Raw genomic sequence first — 18941 nt, 5'->3', positions numbered from 1 at the left:
AGAAAGAATTTCTTTTTGATATTTCCCTTTCTTTTGGCGGAGAATGGCAATGATTTTTTATACGGTCCGTTTTGACCTGTTCGCAGGGCACATTCATTTTGACGACCATAAGCACGAGAGTGGAACTGCGCGCATATTTTCTGCGAATGGAACGACTTGATCATGGTCATAGAGGACGATCCCCTGAACGAACCGATCTCCACATGCCTCTGCGAGTCTGCGAATTCCCGAAAAATCGCCTGCTGACACTGTGGCCGATGACTTCACTTCGACACCGACAACTTCTCCGCGCCTGTTTTCGATCACAACGTCGACTTCATTCTTATCCTTGTCTCTAAAATGGGAGAATGAAAACCTCTGTTCGTTCCAGGTGGCTATCTTCTGTAATTCGCTGAAGACGAATGTTTCCAAGATTGCACCGAATGACGTTTTGTCCTTGCGGACAACATCTGGGGAAATATCGCGCAGTGCAGCAAGTAAGCCCGCATCCAAGAAATGAAGCTTCGGTGATTTCGTTAGACGTTTCAGCTTATTGGTAAACCAAGGTTGCAGGGTTTGAACAATAAACAGGCTCTCGAAGACGCGGACATATTTCTGCGTCGTCACATGATTGAGACTTATTGCGCCACCAACGCCGGAATAGTTCACAAGTTGCCCGGAATGCTCGGCCAAAATGCTGAGTAGCTTTGGCATGATCGCGAGCTGTTCGATCTGTGCAATATCACGAACGTCGCGTTGAACGAGTGCGTCCACATAACCATGATACCAGTCTTGCCTACGAGTCCATCTTCGGCGATCAAGTGCCTCGGGATAACCGCCAGCTAGAACCATCTCGATAAGATCGTCACCAATTATTGTGGTCTCAACCGTTGGCGCAGCGCCATTGAATGCGTTGTCCAGAAACGTCGACTTCGCACCCTGTATCTCTGAGCGAGAAAGAGGAAGGAGCTTCACCACCTCCATTCTGCCGGCAAGAGAATCGGCTACCTTGGGGACTGTCATAAGGTTGGCAGAGCCAGTGAGAAGGAACCGGCCTGGGCTCTTGTCTTTGTCTACCTCTGCCTTGATAGACAACAGTAGCTCCGGGGCACGTTGGATCTCGTCTATGACCGCCCGTTCAAGGCCGCGCAGAAATCCCACAGGATCCTCGGTTGCGGCCGTCATGACAGTCGCATCGTCTAGGGTGAAGAATGGGATATCGTCGGCAGCTATGTCGGTCGCCAACGTCGTTTTACCGGACTGTCTGGGCCCTGATATCAGTACAACGCGTGTATCAGTCAGCGCCTCCTGAATTCTGTCCTTCACAAAACGATCGTACATTCACGGCCCTTTACTTTCGACCGGATGAAAGTACGCATGCGACCATCTGAAAGTCAACGGCTGACTAATTGAAAGTGATGAGCCGACCGTTTGAAACTCGCATGCAGGATCGCGCTAGGCTCCTAGAGGGGAAAGCCTTCCCCTGCGGTCGAGCCTTTAGTCTCGTCCGACCCCTTCTGCGGGGAGACCCCGCAACGCCCCCTTTGAGTACGAGGACTGCGGCTGTCGCCGTGACGGGTTTGGAGGTCGAGAGAGAGGCTCTCGGACCGCCCGTCCTGGAGATCAGCCATGACAGCGATTGAGATCATGAACGGCCGCCCCGAGAGCGGCGGCTACAAGGTGGATGTGTCCCGCGGTGGGCATAATGGGAGGGTGTCGTCAGAATGGTTTTCCCGGCCTGACGACGAGAAGTATCTCTCGCTTTCGGACCTCTACGCCTCGGTGCAGAGTCGCGCCGAGCGGAGCAAGACGCGCACGGTCGAGAGTGCGGCGATACGGGTGGAGGCCCATCGCGATGATCCGGAAAAGCTGGCGCTCGTCCTGCCCGACACCGAAACGCCAGTTGCGCCCACACATTGGAGCTTCGGCCAACTCGCGAGCCTGGTCAGCGCTCCGGCGGCCTATCTGCGCCAGCTTCCGGCACCGCTCGCAGGCATCAACCTGCAATACGGCCTCACCAATCACCGCGCCGAGCAGGTGAAGACGATGGAGGTCGCAAACGGCCGCACCGAACTGCGCGCCGTCACCGGCCCCGACTATGGCCGCATCTACGACCACGAGCTGGTCGCGGCCGTCCAACGCATCGCAGGCGACGGCGTCGGCGACACGCGCTGGAAGGTGCCGGGTGTGCTCGACTGGTCGACCGGCGTCTACAATCCGACAGTCGACGTCACCAAGGACACGACCACGCTCTACGCGTCGGATCGCGACGTCTTCCTCTTCCTGGTCGATGACCTGAACCCGATCGAGGCGGGCACACTGCCCGACGGGTCGCCTGATCTCTTCTTCCGGGGCTTCTATTGCTGGAACTCGGAGGTCGGTGCCAAAACGCTCGGCATTGCGAGCTTCTATCTCCGCGCCGTCTGCCAGAACCGCAATCTCTGGGGCGTCGAAGACTTCCAGGAGATCACGATCCGGCACTCGAAATACGCGGCCAATCGCTTCGCCCACGAAGCAGCGCCCGCACTCGCTAATTTCGCCGACTCTTCACCGCAGCCCTTCATCCAAGGCATCCGTTCCGCGCGCGAACGGATCGTCGCGCGCAGCGACGAGGACCGCACCGACTTCCTGCGCAAGCGCGGCTTCTCCAAGGCGGAGACCGGCAAGATCGTCGAGACAGTTCTCGCGGAGGAAGGCCGCCCGCCTGAGAGTGTCTTCGACTTCGTCCAGGGCATCACCGCCGTCGCGCGAACGAAGCAGCAGCAGGACGCGCGCCTTACCATGGAAACCCGCGCCAAGAAGCTGTTGGAGGCGGCCGTCTAGGCACTGCCGTCTCGCCTCAATCGTAAACGTCCGTCCCCGGTCCATCTCCCTTTAAAGGAAGAGGTGGGCCGGGATTTTCGTGACGGGTTTGGAGGTCAGAGAGAGTCTCGTGACCGCCCGTCGCGGAGAAATCCCATGACGAAGTCCAAGAAAATCACCCTCAGCGCCTCGCGCGACATCCCCTTCAACAAGCTGGTACTCAGCCAGTCCAACGTCCGCCAAATCAAGGCCGGCGTCTCGATCGAGGAGCTCGCCGAGGACATCGCCCGGCGCACGCTCCTCGCGAGCCTGACCGTCCGGCCCGTCCCCGACGACGATGGCGCGGAAACCGGCATGTTCGAGATCCCGGCGGGCGGGCGGCGCTACCGCGCGCTCGAACTGTTGGTGAAACAGCGGCGGCTGAACAAGACCGCGCCGGTGCCCTGCATCGTGCGCACCGAGGGCCTCGCCGAAGAGGACAGCCTCGCCGAGAACATCCAGCGCGCGCCGCTCCATCCTCTCGACCAGTTTCGCGCCTTCCAGGCGATGCGTGAGAAGGGCAAGTCGGAAGAAGAGATCGCCGCGGCCTTCTTCGTCTCGGTGGGTGTCGTCAAGCAGCGCCTCAAGCTGGCCGCCGTCTCGGCGACACTGCTCGACGCCTATGCCGAGGAGGAGATGACCCTCGACCAACTCATGGCCTTCACGGTCAATCCCGACCACGAGCGCCAGGAGCAGGTCTGGGAGGCGCTCAAGCAGCACTATTCCAAACAGCCCTATGAAATCCGCCGCATGCTTACCGAAGGTGCCGTGCGTGCCTCCGACCGGCGAGCGCAATTCGTCGGCCTCGACAACTACGTCGAAGCCGGAGGCGAAGTGCTGCGCGATCTCTTCCAGACCGACGATGGCGGCTGGCTGCAAGATGCGGCGCTCTTGGAGACGATGGTCACTGAGAAGTTGAACGAGGAAGCTGAGACCATCCGCGCCGAAGGCTGGCACTGGATCGAGGTCGGCACCGACTTCCCCTACGGCCACACTTTCGACCTGCGGCGTATTCGCGGCGAAGCCGAGCCGACGAGCGAGGAGGAAGAGAAGACATACGAAGCGCTCAAGGCCGAATACGAAAAACTCGAAGACGACTACGCCGAGGCGGATGAACTCCCCGAGGAAGTCGACGCGCGGCTTGGCGAGATCGAAACGGCGATGGAAGCGCTGCAGGATCGACCCATCCGGTTCGAAGCTGGGGACTATGCGATCGCGGGCGCCTTCGTCAGCATTGACACCGCAGGCGGTCTGCGCGTCGAACGCGGCTATGTCAGGGCCGAGGACGAACCGGTGGCGGAGACCGACGTCGACTCCGAGGGCGACGTGACTGATCCGGTGACCCATGACGACGCCGTCGACGGCACGGGCCAAGCCACCGATCCGGACGAAGAAGAGGACGACGACGGCACCAAGCCGCTGTCCGATCGTCTCGTCTGCGATCTGACGGTTCATCGCACGATGGCGCTGCGCAATGCGCTGGCGAGCGATCCCGAACTCGCGCGGCTCGCCTGTCTCCACGCGATGGTGCTGCAACTCTTCTACCATTATGGCCAGGACAGCTGCATCGAGATCACGCCCAAGAGCACACAGTTCGGCGCGCAGGCGGAAGGTCTCGCCGACATGCCCTATGTCCAGTCGGTCGATCTGGGCATCGAGACCTGGGCGGGCAATCTTCCAAGGCAACCGGAGGACCTGTGGGGTGCGCTGACCGAATGGGACAGCGACAGCCGCGACGCGCTCTTCGCCCATTGCGTGGCAATGACAGTGAACGCGGTGCAGGAACCGCATCATCGCAAGCCGCGCCAGATCGCGCATGCCGATGTCCTCGCATCGACGCTGGGTCTCGACATGGTGAAGGCGGGCTGGACGCCGACGGCGGACAGCTATCTCGGCCGCGTGACCAAGGCGCAGATCCTCGCCGCGGTCCGCGAGGCGAAGGGCGACAAGGACGCCGACCGTATCGCCGGGATCAAGAAGTCCGACATGGTCGAAGCTGCTGAAGAACTGCTGGCGGGCACGGGCTGGCTCCCGCAGCCGCTGCGCACGGCTGCACTCGCGGAAGACCCCGATGAGCTGGAGTTCGAGATCGTCGATGACGGCGATGTCGCGTCAGAGGAACCCGCCGTCGAGGACGACGAGGAAGCGGTCGCGCTCCAAGCCGCCGAGTGAGGGCACAAAGGCAGGCGTTCGGCGGCTCTTGGTCGATGGTTCGAACCACCCGATTGGGTGATGATCAACCTGTCGCCGAAGCCGCCTTCGCCCAATTCTTCGAGCAGTTGGCGACCACCAACCGAGGGAGACGCTCCCCCAACTCCCTCACCCTGGGGCCTGTCGGACGCGGCAGGCCCTTTTTTTGTGTATTTTTCAGGAGACCGACATGGACAGTCCCGCAACGGACCTATCGCAAAAGCTGAGCCGCGAGGCCGAGGCTGTGTGCCGCCAATACCTCTCCAATGGTCGAAAGCATGGCAATTACTGGGTCGTCGGCGACGTCGACAACACTCCCGGTCGCAGCCTCTACATCCGTCTCTCCGGGCCGACCCGCGGCAAGGGCGCAGCGGGCAAATGGACCGATGCCGCCACCGGCGAACATGGTGATCTGCTCGACCTCATAGCAGCCAATCTCAATCTCTCCACACTCCGCGACACGCTCGACGAGGCACGACGCTTTCTGAGCCTGCCACGTCCCGAACCGCCCGCAAGACAGCCCCAGACGCCAGTAGCGCGTGGATCGCCCGAGGCGGCACGGCGGCTTTGGGCGATGGGTCGGCCGATCGCGGGCACGTTGGCGGAGCGTTATCTCTCCGCACGCGGTCTGAAAGGCCTTCGAAGTGTGGGCGCACTCCGGTTTCATCCGAACTGCTACTACTGGCGAGAGGATGCAGATGTCGACGACGCACCCGACGCTTGGCCCGCACTACTCGCCAAGGTCACCGACACTGCCGGAACCCTGACCGGAGTTCATCGGATCTGGCTTGATCCGCAGACGGCCGAAAAGGCTCCGCTCGATCCCAACCGCAAGGCGATGGGCAATCTGCTCGGCCACGCCGCCAGGATCGGATCACCGACCGACATTCTCGCTGTCGGCGAAGGCCTGGAGACGATGCTCTCGTTAAGGCAAGCACTTTCCAGTCTTACGGTTGCCGCAGCGCTTTCCGGCAACCATCTCGCAGCGTTCGATCCGCCCGCAGATCGCCGCCGACTCTATGTCGCCATCGACAATGACGGGGCCGGTCAGGCGGCTTTCGATGCACTGGTCGAGCGCTTCGCGGACAGCGACCTGCACCTCTTGCCGTTGCGACCCATGCTGGATGACTTCAACGGCGATCTCCGGAAATGCGGCATCGACGAGATGCGCAGCCATTTGCGTCCCCAGCTCTCACCGGTCGATGTTCCGACCTTGCCGGCGGTTGAGACCGGCTGAAGTCGAGAACCTGTCTCGTCAGCGGGACAGGCTGAATGAGCCCTCGCCACGGAGCCGCGCCTGACGGCCTTCCCGAGAGGGGCGAGCCGGAGCGGAACCCGCCCGGTCCGGCAATGGCTGCGGCGACACCGTTTTCCGCCGCCGGGCCACCCACGCGTGCCGCGTGGGACACCAATCATGGATGCCCCGGCTTTGCATCGCGATCCAAAACGGCGCCGCCTCCGCCATTCTCCGCTGGCGCTCCGGTCCCTCTGGCGAGGGATGCAGGCCCGGTCGCGTCCCGCTTTCCGTCGCCCATGAAGGCCGCGCGAGGCGCGGTCAGCGACAAGGAGGCCTTTCGCCATGACCCAGCACGAACCCGAAACCCGCTCCGCCACAGCGCTCGTTCTCGACGAGTTGCAGCTCTTCGGACATCGACCATTTGCCGACGAACCCGATCCGCGGCCACTCCCAGACGCCAACACCGTCGAAGGCGCGATCGCCGACATCTTCGACGCGCTTGTCGTCGCCCTCGGCGACACGCGGCTCGAACCCGACCTCGAAGACCTGCTCTGGTCGACCACCAACGTCTTCCACCGGATGGCGACCCGCATCGACCGCAAGCTCGACGACAACGAACAGGCGCAGTGCCGGTCTCAGCGCAGCCAGGACGGCTCCGAGGTGCGCTCGGTCGAACTGGAACGCCTCATCGCCGAAGGGCTGACGCTCACCGAACAGCGCAACGCCTACGACAGCATGCGTGACCTCGCCGCCGAGCATTTCGAGGCGCATCTCGGACAGACCTGGCATCCGCGTTCCGGCAGCCACGTCAATCGTAAGCATATGACCGCCGCGATGATCGACAGCCGCGACTATCTCGACGCGAAGCGGAAGACCGAACTCGAACCGCTGCTTCCGACAGGCACCAAGATCGCCTTCACCGGCGGGCAGGACGTGAATGACACTGGAGCTATCTGGGCCGCGCTCGACAAGGTCCGCGCCAAACACGATGACATGGTGCTCCTGCATGGCGGCTCACCGAAGGGTGCCGAACGCATCGCGGCCTGCTGGGCCGACAATCGCAAGTGCCAACAGATCGTCTTCAAGCCCGACTGGAGTCGCCACGGCAAGGCCGCGCCGTTCAAGCGCAACGATCTGCTTTTGGAGACGCTACCGATCGGTCTGATCGTTTTCCCGGGCTCCGGCATCACCGACAATCTCGCCGACAAGGCCAAGGTTCTCGGCATCCCGCTCTACGATTTCCGCGCAGCGAAAGGCGGGTCGTTATGACCCGTGATGCGCATATAGCATCGCGATGCGCTGCACGGGAATATTCCGTGAACACCGCCGATGTGGTATGCTCGATCAGCGCCGTGGCGGTGGTGGAGGCGCAGCCCATGAGAGGAACCGCCCATGTTCGTATCAGCATTTCTAAGCGTTATTGGCCTCGGCTTCCTCGTCTGGGTGCTGTTCGCATTGGCCGTCTACGCGCTACCCGCCTTCGTCGGCGTAAGCGTCGGCATGCATGTCCATGACACCGAAGCGGGTGTGATCGCGGCTCTGGTCGCCGGGATGTTTGCAGCCGTCTTCACCTATCTTATCGGGCAGATCATCTTCGCCAAGGTCCAGTCCATCCCCATCCGTCTCGCCATCGGCGCGCTCTTCGCCGCCCCCGCAGGGGTTGCGGGCTTCTCCGCGATCAAGGGGCTGTCGCAGATCGGGGGCGCTTCCGAAGGCTGGACGCTCGCCTTCGCCATCATCGGTGGGATCGTCACCGCTGGAACCGCCTGGGTGCGGATCGCAAGCCTCGCCGGTCCCCCGGGCGAGGATGAAGTGCGGCACGCAGATGCTATTCAAGCGAGCCCCTTCGCGAACGATCGCTGAAACCACGCCGCCTACGACGACTCAGTATCACGGTATGGAGCGAGGCAGCATAAAGCTCGAATACGAGCTTCTGGCATGGCGGGTCTAATCTCGTTTGAGAGCCTGGACCTAGCTCAGCACATGTCACGTGCAGCCGCACGCTATGAGAAGAGCATTCTCGGCTTGCCGGGAATGTCCTGCGACAATCCGGCTCTGCGCCGTTCTGTACGCCAGAGCCTGTCTTTCTCCGATCGACATTGCCGGTGGATTGCCGGGTTCGAGGGTGGCGGTCATTTCTCATCCCATGCCCTCGTCACCCGCGTCCGTCACGGCCTCTCATTGGGCTGATCTGACCGGGATCGGCTGACGCCTCGACCGCCTCAGCCGCAACGCCGGGTTCGGACTTTCTTCCCCTGGGCTTTGCCCATTCCTCGCGGGACGACCCTGGCGGGTCCAAGAAAGTCCGCCCCCGGCGTCCTACGCGTGCGCTGCGGGCCAAGGGCTGCGTCGGCGGATCGTCCCGGTCCTGACGATCGCCATCGAGACCGCGACGGGCGCGGGATCCAAAGCCAATAGGAGAAATGACATGGCCACCATCGGAACCTTCAAGAAGACCGGCAACGAATACGTCGGAGAAATCGTCACTCTCAACGTACAGGCGCAGAACGTCCGCATCGTCCCCGAGGACAGCACCTCCGGCGAGAACGCTCCCTCACACCGGGTCTTCGTCGGCCGCGCCGAGATCGGCGCCGCATGGTCGAAACGCTCGAACGAGGACCGCGACTATCTGAGCCTCAAGCTGGACGATCCGAGCTTCACCCAGCCGATCTACGCCAACCTCTTCGATGACACCGTCGTCGAAGGCGGCGAGGAAACCTTCAGCCTCATCTGGTCCCGGGCCCGCCGGAAGAACGGCGACTGAGCCCAGCGACCTCAGCCCCGCCCGGGAGACCGGGCGGGGCTGCATTCCTGCTGGAGGCCAACGGCCGCTCCGAGCCCAGAGTCGCCGATCCTGCGCAGAGGCTGAACGGAAGCTTCGGCGATTTCAGATGGATCTAGACCAGCGATTTGTTCTGTTCCAAAGCGCAAGAACGCCCATGTTGAAAAGGTCTACATGTTCCGCGGCAAGGTCCCGCCACGGCGCACCCTTGTGTAACTAACGAACGTTCGTTAGTAATGAGGCATGACTAGTCCTCGATTCCTCCTTCGCCTCCACGGCGGCTTCCTGATCTTCCTCACCGTCGCCTTGACGATCGGAGGGTTCGTCGGGCTTGCCACAGGGGCGGGCCCGTTCTCTTGGATCACCGGCGCGCCCATCGCCGCGCCGGGCCTCGTTCAGGCCTACCTGCTGATGCTGCTCATCGGCCTCGTCCTGTGGTTCGGCTCCTACCGCGCCAAGGACACGACGCTCTTCCACTGGCTTGGCATCGGTGCGCACATGGTGCCGCTCAGCCTCCTGCCAGTGTTCTGGAGCATCCTAGGCACCGTCGGCGCCACCGAAACCGCACCCGCCAGCTTCATCATACATGGCGGCTGGATCGCAGTCGAGGCGTCCTCGCTCTGGCGCATGCGCCGGGCTCCGTCCCATGGCTGAGGGGGGCGGAACCCGGGCTGCCGCCATCGACGCCGCCGTCGATGTGATCGCGGCCCGGGGCTACCACGCCCTCTCGATGCGCGAGGTCGCGAAGGCCGCCGGCATCCGCGCGCCGAGCCTCTACAACCACTTCGCGGGCAAGGACGACCTCGTCGCCGCCGCTGTGCGCGAGCGACATCCGTTCGCCGCCCTCGCGCCCCGCCTCGCTGCGCTGGAGGGCGAGACGCCCGAGGCGCTGGTCCGTGAGGCGGCGGGTCTCGTGGTCGCGGCCGTGGACACACGCCCCGCCCTTCTTGACCTGCTCCTCGTGGAGTTGGTGGACCTGCGAGGGATCCACCTGTCGGACGTCCTGCCCGAGCTGATCGCCGCAGTCGCGCCCTTCCTCGACCGGGTGGAGGCCGTCGCCGCGGAGCGGATGCGGCTGGACCGCATGCGGTTCCTTCGGGCGTTCGGGGCGATGCTGATGTCGCATCTCGTCCTGAAGCACCGCGCGGGCCTTTCGCCGGACCTTGAAGCCGACATCGACGCGCTGCTGTTCGGCGCGCTGGAGGCCGCATGAACCGACGCCTTGTCCTGCGCTTCGACGCCGCATTTCTCGGCCTCACCGGCCTCACCGGCCTCGCGGGCGTAGCGGTGGACCTTCTCGGCTACGCGTTCGGCGTCGGCCCCTTGGGTACGTTTCTTGCGGGCGACCCCAAGGCGATCTGGGCGACGGAGGCGCACGGGCTTGCCGCGCTTCTCGCGCTCGTCTTCCTGCGCGAGGACCTCGCGCAGCCCTTCCGCCACGGCCTCGCGGCCGCAGCCCATGGCCTGCTGCTCGCCTGCAACCTGATCTTCTGGCCGGTCTTCGCGCTCTCGGGCCTCCACCTCATGGGGATCGTCACGACCGCGCTGCACGCCGCCTTCGTCGTCCTCAACCTCGCGGCCCTCCGCATGGGCCGCACCACGGAGTCCCCGACATGACCCGCCTGCGCCAGGCCCAGATCGGCCTCACCGCCCTCCTTTCTGTCGGCATCGCGGTCCACACCACGCGCCTGATCCTAGGGGTCGAGGCGGTGCAGGATCTCGTCCTAACCCGCGCCTTTGACTCGGCCTTCGCGGTCGTGATGCTCGTCGCGGCCGTCCTTCTCTGGCGTGCCAAGAACGCGATCGACTGGCGCGGCATGGGCGAACGGATCCTGTTCTGGGTCTCATTCGGCTACGTGGCGCTGAGCGTGGTGCTGCACGGCCGATCGTGGTTCTCGGAGGAGGCGACGGACGTCTTCGCCGCCTTTCCCTACTGGTACAGCGCCGCTTTCCTCGCCGTCATCGCCTTCGTGCTGACCCTCTGGTGGCGCCTTCGCCCGGCTGCGTGTGACTAAGGTACGTAGCGGTCCACCGTCTTGCCCAAAACTGCTGCGTCTCCGGGACTGAAACGTCGCGTTAGGTGTAGCCAGATGAAACCGGACCTTCGCCCATACCGCGACGAGAGGCAGCTGCGTTCCGCATTGCAGACATCTTGGCAGGTTGCTGCCTAAGGTTTACCCGCGGTCGGGTATGTCTTCTTTCAACAAGAGATCCGGTCGCACATCCAGCGCCAGCGCGGCGTGCCAGAGCGTGATGATCGTGACGTTCTGTTGGCCGCGCTCCATCGAACTCACATGGGCGCGATCCACGCCCATCTTCACGGCCAATGCCGCCTGGCTCATATCAGCTAAAGTTCTGTAGTGCTTGAGATTGTTCCCAAAAATCTGCCGGATATCCATCCGACGACAAAAGACCTATCGCGTATTTTAGTGCGACGTATTATAATGCTCGCTCTATGCCACTTCGTTCAGCGATCAGATACGGAAATGCAGCCTTTCAGCCGTGCGGCAGTTGCGCGAAGCCATGTAAATGAGGCATTAACCATATGGGCATCGACGGTGCTCGTGGGGGATAAGATGAGCAGTGAGATTAGTCGAAGACTTACCGATGCCCCGCCAAACAGCGACCACTTGACCGACTATGACCGGGCCCAACTCAAGCTTTACGCACGCCTCCTCGACGCGGAAGCCGATGGGGCGGCGCTTTCGGAAGTCGCGCACCACCTGTTCGGGATCGACGCCGAAGACGAACCGGAGCGCGCCAGACGCGTGCATGACAATCATCTCGTGCGCGCTCACTGGGTCGCTGAGCAAGGCTACCGCGACCTCCTGACCAACGCCTGAAGCCGCAATAAGCGAGCTTGCGCGTGATGCCTTTCGCGCATCGCCCTATGCCGTCCGTCTCCCTACGCTTTCCCGTTTAACGCGAGCATATTGCTGAGTCCAAAGCGTCTGACGCTCGGCGCGTAACAGTTGGAGAGCGGATATGCCGACGAACTGGCGAGACGAAACCGACTACGATTACATCGAAAAACTCGATGCCTCAGGTCTGGCGTGGGAATGCCTCAGGCGCAATCCAGACTACCGCGCCGCGTTTCCAAATATGACCGAGAACGAGGCGGTCGCTTGGGGGTTGCGATTTCCCAGTCGATCCTGAGCTAAAGGCAACGGATGCGAAACTCTACTGGCGACCTTCTGTTGCACCAGCCGTGACATGTTTGATGACGGCCAGAAGCCTCGGTGAGGCGGAAAACGCCGTTTTTGATCAGGTCATCGTCGAAACAAGGCGCGGCGCCCGTGGTCGCTACTGGTCGTGCGTTCGTACCGGATTGATCGTTGTTTCGGACGACGCCTTGACCGAAGACCGCCCCCGCGCCGTCATCGTTCCTTTGACGCCTGACTGGTCCATCAGAGTCGCCACGGCAGAGCGTCTAAGGCGTGTCTGGCGCGGTCAAACCTCGCGCGCTCTGTTCACCCTTCAACGGCGTAAACGCATCGGTCATGCGCTGCGCACGAACGATGCGCGGCAATCGGGGACGCGTCTGCGCGACATTGCGGTGACCTATTTCGGCGCACGACGGGTCGCCGCCGAACCTTGGAAGACGAGCGCTCTGAAAGCGCAGGTCGCGCGTCTCGCCGTATACGGACGCACTCTCGTCGGCGACGGCTATCGACAGCTATTGCGCGGAAAATCGGCAACCCGATTGCGTCGAAAGTAACCGTCCCACCGTCCCCCAAACAGATTCTATCGAGACACTTCTCGCCCTTATCGAGGGGGTGACGATTTCTCGCGAGAATCTTCGTCATCCCTCCTGGGCGCTCTTCTCCGCTTCTCTGACCATCAGCCGTCCCTCGCATCCCGCGACGGACCCGCGATGACCAGAGGAGCCCCCGATGCCCGATCCGAATGCCGGCCTGCCGCCGCGCTATCTCAGAACCCCCGAAGCCGCCCGTTTTCTCGGCCTGTCCGGCCGCACGCTCGAGAAACACCGCACCTACGGAACCGGCCCGAAGTATTCCAAGATCGGCGGACGGGTCGTTTACGCGGTCGAAGATCTGCAAGCCTGGGTCAGCCGCGGCGAGAAAAGCTCGACCTCGGACGACACGGGCGACACCGTCCTTCCCGCCAAGCGCCATGCCGCAATTTCGCCGGCCTATAGCGGCGAGAAGCGCTCATGAGCGGGCGCACGACCATCGAATTGACGTGGATCGAAGGCCGCATCGAGCGCTGGTTGCGCTTCGGCCGGATCGTTCAAGAAACGGTTCTCAACCGATCGGTTCGCGTTGTCGGGCTCGATCCCGGCAGTGTCTTTGCCTTCGTCCGCTGGGCCGCGAACGACTACGGCACTGTCGAGAGCCGGATCGACATCTTGAAAGCCGTCAGTCCCGACGAGCGCTATTCGACGGTGCCGTTCGTGACGCCCGGCGGGATGTCGCTCTTACGGCTTTCCGGTTGGCCGAAGGTCGAAGCGGTGTTGCTCTCAATCGACCAGATCGAGGCCGAAGACATCCCACCGGAGGATGCCTGCCCGGACCATTGGCGGCACCTCCACAACCGCCTCAGCTGCAATCTCGAGCCGCGCCGCTACACGCCTTTTCGGCATGAGGCCTGGCTCAAACGTCGGGCGCTGGCGGCATGAGACGCGCGCGCCCCTCGCTCATCATCGGCAGCGCCGGCATAGCCTTGATCGCACTTTCGGCGATTATCCGCGCCAACCCTATCCTGGTCTGGAATGCGTCGGCCAGCGTGCCAATCGGCTTTTATGCCGTGCAGCCGCTCGACGCGCCGAATGTCGGCGATCTCGTGGTTCTCGAACCACCATCGCCGCTCGGCGACTGGCTCCTGGAGCACGGCTATCTCGGCGCCGATGTCCCGCTCATCAAGCATGTCGCCGCGCTCCCCGGACAGCGCGTCTGCCGCGCGGGCGTCACCATCAGCATCGATGGCGAGACCGTCGCGATCGCCAAGACACGCGACCGTATCGATCGCCTGTTGCCCGTCTGGCAGGGCTGCCAGCGGCTCACCGACGATCAGATCTTCTTCCTCAATCCCAACACCGAGGCGAGCCTCGACGGTCGGTATTTCGGGCCTTTGCCGCGCGACACGATCCTCGGTCGTGCGGTGCCGATCTGGACACGGGAGGGCTGACACGATGACCTTCCTCCCTCCTTCCGGCCGTCGCTTCGCTGCCGCTTCCGCGATCTTGTTCGCGCTTTCCGGCTGCGCCAATCCGCCCGCCGCTGGCGCACAGGACAGGGTCTCGCGCTCCGCGGAGACTGCGACGCCAGCCTCCGATGGCGACGCTCATATTGCCGAAGCTGCGCAACGCTTCGGCATTCCCGAGCGCTGGATACGCGCCGTCATGGAGGCCGAGAGCGCGGGCAATGCACGCGCCGTCAGCAGTGCCGGTGCGATGGGCCTGATGCAGATCATGCCGGGCACTTGGGCCGAGCTTCGTGCAGCCCATGGCTTTGGCGCGAACCCGTTCGACCGCCGCGAGAACATCCTCGCGGGTACGGCCTATCTGCGCCAGATGTACGACCAATTCGGCGCGCCGGGGTTTCTCGCGGCCTATAATGCTGGCCCCGGACGGTATGCCGAGCATCTGCGAACCGGGCGCTCTCTGCCACGCGAGACACGCCGCTACGTTGCATCGCTTTCGCAAGAACTCGGTTTCTCGGATGCACTGCCGCTGCAGCCAATCCGCACCGTATCTGCCGACCGGTGGCAAGCCGCGCCGCTCTTTGCGCCCGTCTCAACTTCGCGTGAAACGCAACTCGGAGCCGAACCAGACCGCACATCAGCCGATGTTCAGACCGCCGAAGAACCGCCTCTGCCGCGTTCACAGCACAGCCAATCGAACCCGCTTTTCGTCTCCAGAACCGGGGAGCCAGAGCGATGAGCGCAGTGATCTGGCTCCGCCCCGTTCCGTCGTGCTGCCTCGTATGGAATGCGGTAGACGAAGGATTCCACCCGATATCAACGACGGGAGGGCAAGATAAAAGGCCGGACGCGCGGGGGCGCTACGGCGTTGTTGTTTTTGGGGTTTTTGCGTGCTGCGCACTTGGTCACAGTGCTGCACTCCCAGCTATCCCTCTGATTATATGCGCCTTTCATCGTGCCATGCCAGATTTTGGGAAGGTACGAGCGTGAGCCAGCGCGATAGCGACATCCGCATCAAGCCAGGGCGTATCCGCGACAAAGGACCGTCGGCCAAACGGGCCAAGAGCTTCGTCGGACAGGTCATGCGCGCCGCGAAGAAAGCCGGGCATACCGGCAATCATTTCAGGACGAGCGGCGTTCGCGCCGGTCGGTCGACATTCGGACGCGGGCGCTTCGTCAGAGTGTCTCGCGGGCTTGCGCGGACGCAGCGCCGGGTCGTGGTGAATGCGCGGATCGTCCGACATCGCGGCCAGAAATATCGGTCCGCACCGCTCGCCAAGCATCTCGATTATCTGAAACGCGAGGGCGTCACCAAGGACGGCCGAGATGCGGCGATGTTCGACAAGGAGCACGACCAGGCCGACGATCGCGCCTTCGCCGCGAGCACCGAAGATGACCGGCATCATTTCCGCTTCATCGTCTCGCCGGAAGACGCCGGACAGATGGAGGATCTGCGCGCCTTCACTCGCGACCTCATGGCCCAGGCCGAGCGCGATCTCGGCACCGAACTCGATTGGGTCGCCGTCGATCATTGGAACACCGACAATCCGCATGTCCATGTCCTGGTCTGCGGCAGGGCCGATGACGGCAAAGACCTGGTTATCTCCCGGGACTACATCAGCCGCGGTCTGCGGGGCCGGGCCGAAGAGCTTGTGGAGCTGGAGCTCGGTCCCCGCAGTGAGAAGGAGATCGCGGCCGGGCTGGATGCCGAAGTGAAAGCCGAGCGCTGGACCGGTCTGGACCGAGTGCTGCGGTCTTACGCCGATGACACCCTCGGCGTCGCTGACTTGCGGCCAGGCGCACCCGATCTCGACGACAAAGGCCTCAAGCGCCGAATGATCGGACGGGCACAGACGTTGGAACGGTTCGGCCTCGCCGAAAAGCTCGCGCCCGCGGTCTGGCAGCTCAAGCCCGGCATGGAAGAAATGCTGCGCGAGATGGCCGTGCGCGGCGACATCATCAAGACAATGCACCAGGCGATGGATGGTCAGTCCCGCGCACAAACCGACTTTGCAATCGAGGGGCAGCCGGACACACCGATTCTCGGAAAGCTGGTCGATCGCGGGTTGCACAACGAACTCTCCGGCGAAGCCTACGCCATCATCGACGGAGTCGACGGACGTCTTCATCACTTGCGGTTCCGCGATCTCGATCTCACCGGCGACACGCCGGTCGGCGGAATCGTCGAGACGCGGAGTTGGTCCGGAAAGGATGGAGGGGCGAAACGGTTGGCGCTGGTCGGCCGGTCGGACGTTGCGTTGGAAAAGCAGGTCGATGCCGATGGCGCGACCTGGGTCGATCGGCTGGCGCTCGCCAAGACTCGCGCGCCGCTCGCGCAGAGCGGGTTTGGCGCGGAGGTCCGCGACGCATTGGAGAAGCGGGCCGAGCATTTGGTTGGACAGGGTCTGGCGACGCGGCAAGGTCAGCGCTTCACCTTCAACCGCGATCTCCTGAAGACACTGCGCCGGCGCGATCTCGATCAAGCTGCAAGCAAGATCGCCGACGACACCGGTCTGTCCTTCCGCAAGTCCGGTGACGGCGAGACCGTGGCTGGCACGTATCGCCAACGCCTCGATCTCGCGTCGGGCCGTTTCGCCATGATCGATGACGGGATGGGCTTCGAGCTCGTCCCCTGGAAGCCCCAGCTGGAAAAGCATCTCGGCCAGACCGTCTCTGGCACCGTCGCGGCCGGCGGCGGCATCGACTGGTCGCTCGGCCGCAAGCGCGGCCTGTCGATCTGACCCGGAGAACTCTATGACCTCGAAGAAACATGCATCACCGGCCACCGCCATCCTCTGGGGCCAGATCCTCGTCGTCTCGACGGTCGCGCTGCTCTTCGTCTGGGCGGCGACGCAATGGGTGGCGTTCCGGCTCGGCTTCCAGTCCGAACTGGGCGACCCGGTGGCGACCATCTTCGGCCTGCCGATCTACCCGCCCTGGAACGTCTTTGTCTGGTGGTACTGGTACGACGCCTATGCGCCGCGCGTCTTCATGGAGGGCGCAATCATCGCGGGCGCGGGCGGCATCGCTTCTGTTTGCGTCGCGATCTTCCTCTCCGTTCTGCGCGCTCGCGAAGCGAGCAACGTGACGACTTACGGCTCCGCGCGATGGGGGACCGAGAAGGATATGCGCGAGGCGGGATTGTTCGTGGATGATGGCGTGGTCCTCGGACGCTACCGGTCCCGCTACCTCCGGCACGACGGACCAGAGCATGTGCTCTGCTTTGCACCGACGCGCTCCGGCAAGGGAGTTGGCCTGGTCGTGCCGTCGCTTCTGACCTGGCCGGGCTCGGCGATCGTCCACGACATCAAGGGTGAGAACTGGCAACTCACGGCAAACTATCGTTCCCGCTTTAGCCGGGTGCTGCTCTTCGATCCGACCGATCCAAACTCGGCAGCCTACAATCCGCTGCTCGAAGTGCGGCGCGGCGACAGTGAAGTGCGCGACGTCCAGAATGTCGCCGACATCCTGGTCGATCCCGAAGGATTGCTCGAACGCCGGAACCACTGGGAGAAAACGAGCCACTCGCTTCTCGTCGGCGCGATCCTGCATGTGCTATACGCCGAGGCCGACAAGACGCTGGCCGGGGTCGCGGCGTTCCTGTCCGATCCAAAGCGGCCGATCGAGTCGACCCTAGCCGCCATGATGCGGACGCCGCATCTCGGAGATCACCCGCATCCTGTCGTCGCGCAGGCCGCGCGCGAACTCCTGAACAAATCCGAGAACGAACGATCAGGCGTCCTCTCGACGGCGATGAGTTTCCTCGGGCTCTATCGCGATCCGGTCGTGGCCACAGTCACGCGCCGCTGCGACTGGCGGATCGACGATCTCGTGACCGGCGACAGGCCGGTGACGCTCTATCTCGTCGTGCCGCCCTCCGACATCTCGCGCACCAAGCCGCTGATCCGGCTCGTGCTCAACCAGATCGGTCGACGGCTAACCGAAGATCTGCACGCCAAGCGCAACCACCGCATGCTGCTGATGCTCGACGAATTCCCGGCGCTCGGGAGGCTCGACTTCTTCGAAAGCCAACTCGCCTTCATGGCAGGCTACGGCATCAAGGCGTTCCTGATCGCCCAGTCGCTCAATCAGATCGAGAAGGCCTACGGGCAAAACAACGCCATCCTCGACAATTGCCATGTGCGCGTCGCCTTCGCGACCAATGATGAGCGCACCGCGAAGCGCGTGTCCGACGCACTCGGCACCGCGACCGAGATGCGGGCGATGAAGAACTATGCCGGGCACAGGCTCTCACCCTGGCTTGGGCATTTGATGGTGTCCCGTCAGGAGACAGCGCGGCCGCTGCTGACGCCCGGCGAGATGATGCAGCTCCCGCCGACGGACGAGATTGTCCTGATTTCCGGTGCGCCTCCGGTGCGGGCAGAGAAGGCGCGCTACTACACCGATCCGCAGTTCAAGGCTCGGATCGCACCGCCACCGGATCGGACTGCCAGCGATGAGTTGGTTGGCAGCACGGCAGACGATTGGAGCAGTCGCGAACCGATCGCCGCGCCACCACCTAGGAAGCGGAAGAAATCATCGGACGACACCGATGGCGGCATTCGACGTGAGCCCGATCTCCCCGAGCACGAAGACATCTCTCCTCAGCCGACACCGACACGCAGCGAGTTCGCCGATCTCGATGACGAACCGGAAGATGACGCGCAACGAGCGAAAGCCATGCTGGACCGGTTCGGCACGGTCGCACGACAGGCCTCGCTCGATCCCGATGACGGGATCGAGCTTTAA

At 63.1% G+C, this 18941-nt stretch carries 21 protein-coding genes; 19 read left to right on the top strand and 2 right to left on the bottom strand.

All coding sequences use genetic code 11. The features are described from left to right. Positions 1-93: 93 nt before the first annotated feature. Complete coding sequence (locus IU397_RS08250) at positions 94-1320, bottom strand: ATP-binding protein (RefSeq protein ID WP_204412229.1); 1227 nt, start codon at positions 1318-1320, stop codon at positions 94-96. Between the two features lie 288 nt (positions 1321-1608). On the opposite strand from IU397_RS08250, the gene IU397_RS08245 reads away from it, so the two are divergent. From IU397_RS08245 to IU397_RS08200, 10 genes are all read left to right on the top strand, one after another. Then, positions 1609-2802: a DUF932 domain-containing protein gene (locus tag IU397_RS08245; RefSeq protein WP_204412228.1), complete on the top strand. Its 1194-nt coding sequence runs from the start codon at positions 1609-1611 to the stop codon at positions 2800-2802. A 135-nt stretch (positions 2803-2937) separates the two neighbouring features. Continuing rightward, positions 2938-4992, top strand: a complete 2055-nt coding sequence (locus tag IU397_RS08240) for a ParB/RepB/Spo0J family partition protein (RefSeq protein WP_204412227.1) — start codon at positions 2938-2940, stop codon at positions 4990-4992. A gap of 208 nt (positions 4993-5200) precedes the next feature. Then, positions 5201-6247, top strand: coding sequence for a toprim domain-containing protein (locus IU397_RS08235; RefSeq protein WP_204412226.1), 1047 nt, complete (start codon positions 5201-5203; stop codon positions 6245-6247). A gap of 342 nt (positions 6248-6589) precedes the next feature. Continuing rightward, on the top strand, positions 6590-7516 hold the full coding sequence (locus tag IU397_RS08230) for a DUF2493 domain-containing protein (protein WP_204412225.1): 927 nt from the start codon (positions 6590-6592) through the stop codon (positions 7514-7516). Positions 7517-7639: 123 nt separating this feature from the next. After that, positions 7640-8110 (top strand): hypothetical protein, encoded by a 471-nt coding sequence (locus IU397_RS08225; protein WP_204412224.1) that lies wholly within the window; start codon positions 7640-7642, stop codon positions 8108-8110. 565 nt (positions 8111-8675) lie between these two features. Then, a complete protein-coding gene (locus tag IU397_RS08220) occupies positions 8676-9011 on the top strand; it encodes a DUF736 domain-containing protein (protein WP_204412223.1) in 336 nt (111 codons plus the stop codon). 261 nt (positions 9012-9272) lie between these two features. Beyond that, positions 9273-9683 (top strand): hypothetical protein, encoded by a 411-nt coding sequence (locus tag IU397_RS08215; RefSeq protein ID WP_204412222.1) that lies wholly within the window; start codon positions 9273-9275, stop codon positions 9681-9683. Then, on the top strand, positions 9676-10242 hold the full coding sequence (locus IU397_RS08210) for a TetR/AcrR family transcriptional regulator (RefSeq protein WP_204412221.1): 567 nt from the start codon (positions 9676-9678) through the stop codon (positions 10240-10242). Before IU397_RS08215 ends, IU397_RS08210 begins: the two co-directional genes overlap by 8 nt. Continuing rightward, positions 10239-10646 carry a hypothetical protein gene (locus IU397_RS08205; RefSeq protein WP_204412220.1) on the top strand — a complete coding sequence of 136 codons (408 nt, stop codon included), beginning with the start codon at positions 10239-10241 and terminating at the stop codon, positions 10644-10646. Before IU397_RS08210 ends, IU397_RS08205 begins: the two co-directional genes overlap by 4 nt. After that, complete coding sequence (locus IU397_RS08200) at positions 10643-11044, top strand: hypothetical protein (protein WP_204412219.1); 402 nt, start codon at positions 10643-10645, stop codon at positions 11042-11044. The genes IU397_RS08205 and IU397_RS08200 overlap by 4 nt, the downstream gene beginning before the upstream one ends. 159 nt (positions 11045-11203) lie before the next feature. Here the strand turns inward: IU397_RS08200 and IU397_RS08195 are convergent, their stop codons facing one another. Continuing rightward, complete coding sequence (locus IU397_RS08195; RefSeq protein ID WP_204412218.1) at positions 11204-11428, bottom strand: helix-turn-helix domain-containing protein; 225 nt, start codon at positions 11426-11428, stop codon at positions 11204-11206. A 177-nt stretch (positions 11429-11605) separates the two neighbouring features. On the opposite strand from IU397_RS08195, the gene IU397_RS08190 reads away from it, so the two are divergent. The 9 genes from IU397_RS08190 to IU397_RS08150 all read left to right on the top strand — a co-directional run bounded on the left by IU397_RS08190 (position 11606) and on the right by IU397_RS08150 (position 18941). Beyond that, positions 11606-11872 (top strand): DNA -binding domain-containing protein, encoded by a 267-nt coding sequence (locus IU397_RS08190; protein ID WP_204412217.1) that lies wholly within the window; start codon positions 11606-11608, stop codon positions 11870-11872. A 142-nt stretch (positions 11873-12014) separates the two neighbouring features. Further along, positions 12015-12185 carry a transcriptional regulator domain-containing protein gene (locus IU397_RS08185; RefSeq protein ID WP_204412216.1) on the top strand — a complete coding sequence of 57 codons (171 nt, stop codon included), beginning with the start codon at positions 12015-12017 and terminating at the stop codon, positions 12183-12185. Between the two features lie 64 nt (positions 12186-12249). Beyond that, positions 12250-12747: a DUF2285 domain-containing protein gene (locus tag IU397_RS08180; protein WP_204412215.1), complete on the top strand. Its 498-nt coding sequence runs from the start codon at positions 12250-12252 to the stop codon at positions 12745-12747. A gap of 175 nt (positions 12748-12922) precedes the next feature. Continuing rightward, positions 12923-13207, top strand: a complete 285-nt coding sequence (locus IU397_RS08175; RefSeq protein ID WP_204412214.1) for an AlpA family transcriptional regulator — start codon at positions 12923-12925, stop codon at positions 13205-13207. Continuing rightward, positions 13204-13668 carry a DUF2840 domain-containing protein gene (locus tag IU397_RS08170; protein WP_204412213.1) on the top strand — a complete coding sequence of 155 codons (465 nt, stop codon included), beginning with the start codon at positions 13204-13206 and terminating at the stop codon, positions 13666-13668. Before IU397_RS08175 ends, IU397_RS08170 begins: the two co-directional genes overlap by 4 nt. Next, positions 13665-14177 (top strand): S26 family signal peptidase, encoded by a 513-nt coding sequence (locus IU397_RS08165; protein WP_204412212.1) that lies wholly within the window; start codon positions 13665-13667, stop codon positions 14175-14177. Before IU397_RS08170 ends, IU397_RS08165 begins: the two co-directional genes overlap by 4 nt. Positions 14178-14181: 4 nt before the next feature. Next, positions 14182-14931, top strand: a complete 750-nt coding sequence (locus tag IU397_RS08160; RefSeq protein WP_204412211.1) for a lytic transglycosylase domain-containing protein — start codon at positions 14182-14184, stop codon at positions 14929-14931. A 247-nt stretch (positions 14932-15178) separates the two neighbouring features. After that, positions 15179-16933, top strand: a complete 1755-nt coding sequence (locus IU397_RS08155; protein ID WP_370541641.1) for a relaxase/mobilization nuclease domain-containing protein — start codon at positions 15179-15181, stop codon at positions 16931-16933. A 13-nt stretch (positions 16934-16946) separates the two neighbouring features. Beyond that, positions 16947-18941 (top strand): conjugal transfer protein TraG, encoded by a 1995-nt coding sequence (locus IU397_RS08150; protein WP_204412210.1) that lies wholly within the window; start codon positions 16947-16949, stop codon positions 18939-18941.

The organism is Actibacterium sp. 188UL27-1, from assembly GCF_016901225.1.
Classification (GTDB): domain Bacteria; phylum Pseudomonadota; class Alphaproteobacteria; order Rhodobacterales; family Rhodobacteraceae; genus 188UL27-1.
This window is presented reverse-complemented; position numbering and strand designations above follow the sequence as displayed.